Source organism: Bradyrhizobium sp. (assembly GCF_049512235.1).
GTDB lineage: Bacteria > Pseudomonadota > Alphaproteobacteria > Rhizobiales > Xanthobacteraceae > Bradyrhizobium.
Genome location: NZ_JBEKXH010000654.1, coordinates 1 through 3,149 on the forward strand (window position 1 = coordinate 1; position 3,149 = coordinate 3,149).

Here is a 3,149-nt window from a genome sequence, read left to right on the forward strand (position 1 = left end):
TACGGCCGGCGTCTTTTACGCCGCTGAGCTGTCAAGGACGACGATCACCGAACTGGCATTTTACAGGATGTTGTTCTTTGCGGATTCGCCGAAGACCCCTTGGCCCAAAAATCCGGGCGAATACACCGCGTTCGCCGTCGAATTTGAGACAGACCGGGCATTGGATCTGACGAGATCGCCGTTGGATAGGCACGCTTCAAAGTGGAAGCATCCGATCGATTATTCGCACTGTCAGGCTTTGGCCGCTGATGCAAGAACCGCAGACCTGCAAGCGATCAAATATGAGTCGGTGCGCGCTCCGCCCGAAACGAACTACGCCCTTTTGACCTGCCGGGTTTTTACAAGGCCCGAGGAAGTGGCAAGAGAGACGTGGAGAATACATCTCAGCTCGTCCGGTGTTAGAATTTTTTGCGAGATGCCGAGGGCCAGTTACGACCTGCCAAGGTCCATTTTCGACTCGGATTCTCGCACCAGAACAATGAATTGGGATCGCTGAATTCCGACACCGCACTCGACGAGCCATCGCCGCAGCCAATCGTTCTCGAATGCCAGCGACCGCCAGGCTACTTTGCATGGGGTTGTTTTCGATATTTCAGGTACGAGAGCCGCGTCGGCCTTGCGGCCGGCCTGCCGATCCGTCGCTCGCGGCCGCGCCCGCCTTCGCCCAAGTGGGCTGCGGCGTGGCAACCTTCACTCGCTTCGCACTTGGTGAGCGCGGAGGGACTCGAACCCTCGACCCCATGATTAAAAGTCACGTGCTCTACCGCCTGAGCTACGCGCTCACGTGGGGCGTTGTGTAGGGGGCGGCTTGATGTGGGTCAATAGCGCCGCGCGCCTAGCCCGGGAGCCTGTGCGAAAACCGATTTGCGAGGTGTGGCTGGTGCTTAGCGCCACTTCTTCAACAAGGCCTCGGCGCGAAAAACCGTAACCGGTCAGCTCGTCTCCGGGTGAATCTCGCTCGCCACCGGCTGGGGCGGGCCGACCACCGTCGGCATGGCCACCGGGCGCAGGCCTATCAGCTCGGCGGTGCGCACCCCGGTCCGGGTCCAGAACGCGAATTCGTTGAGGCGGGAGTTTTCCAGGATGGCGATCGCGACCGCGGACAGGAACGGCAGGCTTTCCAGCACCAGGACGGCGGCGAAGACGTAGATCTCGCGGACCTGCTTGAAGTTGTTGGTGACCACGAGCACCGCGGCGCCGGCCAGCAGCAGCACGCCGATCACGGCCTCCCAAAAGGCCTGGAATTCGATCGAGACCAGGGAAAAGCCGCCCTTTGAGGTCCGTGCGAAGGCCAGATGGTCGGTGATCAAACCGTTGGCGACCGCCCGCGACACCGTCCATTGCACCGACATCGCAGCGATCATGGCGCCCAGCATCTGGCCCCATTTCACCGGCACCCGCAGCCGGTACAGGATGGCAAAATGCAACAGCGAGACCACGAAGGAGGCGATGATCGGCAGCGTCAGGATCTTGTCGGGAATGGCGATGTCGGCAAAGGCCACGATCGGGACCCAGACCAAATTGAGGATGGCAACCACCACGCCGATGCTTTCGGCCCCCAGCCAGTTCAGCCAGCCCAGCGTGAATTCGCGGCGCTGATCGGGCGTCAGCCGGCTGGCGTTGGGGAGGAAACGCCGCCAGTGTTTTTTGACGATCTGGAAGCCGCCATAGGCCCAGCGATGGCGCTGCTTCTTGAAGGCTTCATAGGTGTCCGGCAACAGGCCATGGCCGTAGCGGCGGTTGGTGTAATGCGTCAGCCAGCCATGCTCGATGATGCCGAGCCCGAGGTCGGTATCCTCGCAGATGGTGTCGCCGGCCCAGCCGCCGGCCATCTCCATCGCCGCGCGCCGGATCAGGCACATGGTGCCGTGAACGATGATGGCATTGAACTCGTTGCGCTGGACCATGCCGATATCGAAAAACCCGGCATATTCGCCGTTCATGATGTAATGCATCAGCGAGCGGTCGCCGTCGCGATGGTCCTGCGGCGCCTGCACCAGACCGACGCCGGGATCGGAAAACACCGGCACCAGGTCCTTGAGCCAGTCCGGCTGCACCACGTAATCGGCGTCGATGATCCCGATGATTTCGGCATCGACAGCGGTGCGCTCCATGGCGAGGCGGAGCGCGCCGGCCTTGAAGCCCTCGACCTTCTCGGCGTTGATGAACTTGAAGCGCTCGCCGAGCGCACGGCAATGATCCTGGATCGGCTGCCAGAACGCCGGATCGGGCGTGTTGTTGATGATGACCACGCATTCGAAATTCGGATAGTCGAGCGCCGCCACCGCATCCAGTGTCTGCTTCAGCATGTCCGGCGGCTCGAAATAGGCCGGCACATGGATCGAGACTTTCGGAAAGGAGGGTTCGGCAGTGCCGTTGCCGCCGCCGGCGGCCGACGCGGCGGTGGCTGGTACCGGCGGCGCGCCCTTGAGCAGCAGGCGGTGCGGAGGCTGGCCGAAGGCGATGGCCGCGATCTCATCGATCCTGGCCAGCGCGATCAGCACCAGCGGAACCAGAAGGATCAATCCGAGTGTCAGCGCGAAGGCCGAGCCAAAGACGAAATAGTGGCCGTTCCAATAGGCGAAGATAGTGGCGGACCAGGCGCCGACGCCGTTCGACGCCGCCGCCAGCAGCAGCGCCTGCAGCACGGTGGGTTTCGGCAGGCTGAGGATCGGCAGCGATATCAGGATGCCCATCAGGATGGCGATGGTCGCGAGCTTCCAGTAGTCGGGATTTTGAATCGGCCCGGTCCAGGAAAATTTCGGCTCGCGCGCGGCGTTCAGAATACCCCAATAGGGGCCGACGCCGCCCTCGAAGAACTTCCAGGGCTGATCGATGGCCTCGACGATGTTGTAGTCCATGCCGATGGCGTCGGCCTGGTTGACGAAGTTGCGCAGGACCGCGGCCTGCTCGAACGGTCCGGGATCGGCGCTGCGCAGGTTGTAGCCGGCGCTCGGCCAGCCGAACTCGGCGATCATGATGCGCTTGCCGTCGAATTGCTTGCGCAGCAGCTGGTATCTCTCAACCGCCTGGTCCACCGCCTGCTTGTCGGTGAAGTTTTCCCAGTAAGGCAAGACGTGCGCGGCGATGAAATCGACGGAAGAACCGAGCTCCGGATTGTCGCGCCAGATATTCCAGATTTCACCTGT

General features: G+C 62.2%; 2 protein-coding genes and 1 tRNA gene. 1 reads left to right on the forward strand and 2 read right to left on the reverse strand.

The window, feature by feature from the left end; translation table 11 throughout:
- Positions 1-496: RES family NAD+ phosphorylase (locus tag ABSG20_RS33420; protein WP_423868712.1), on the forward strand; the 496-nt coding region annotated here is incomplete at its 5' end.
- A 210-nt stretch (positions 497-706) separates the two neighbouring features.
- On the opposite strand, the gene ABSG20_RS33425 is transcribed toward ABSG20_RS33420, so the two are convergent.
- Both ABSG20_RS33425 and ABSG20_RS33430 read right to left on the reverse strand, forming a co-directional pair.
- Positions 707-782 (reverse strand) — tRNA-Lys (locus tag ABSG20_RS33425).
- Positions 783-932: 150 nt separating this feature from the next.
- A partial coding sequence (locus ABSG20_RS33430; protein ID WP_423868713.1) for a glycosyltransferase occupies positions 933-3,149 on the reverse strand: 2,217 nt, incomplete at its 5' end.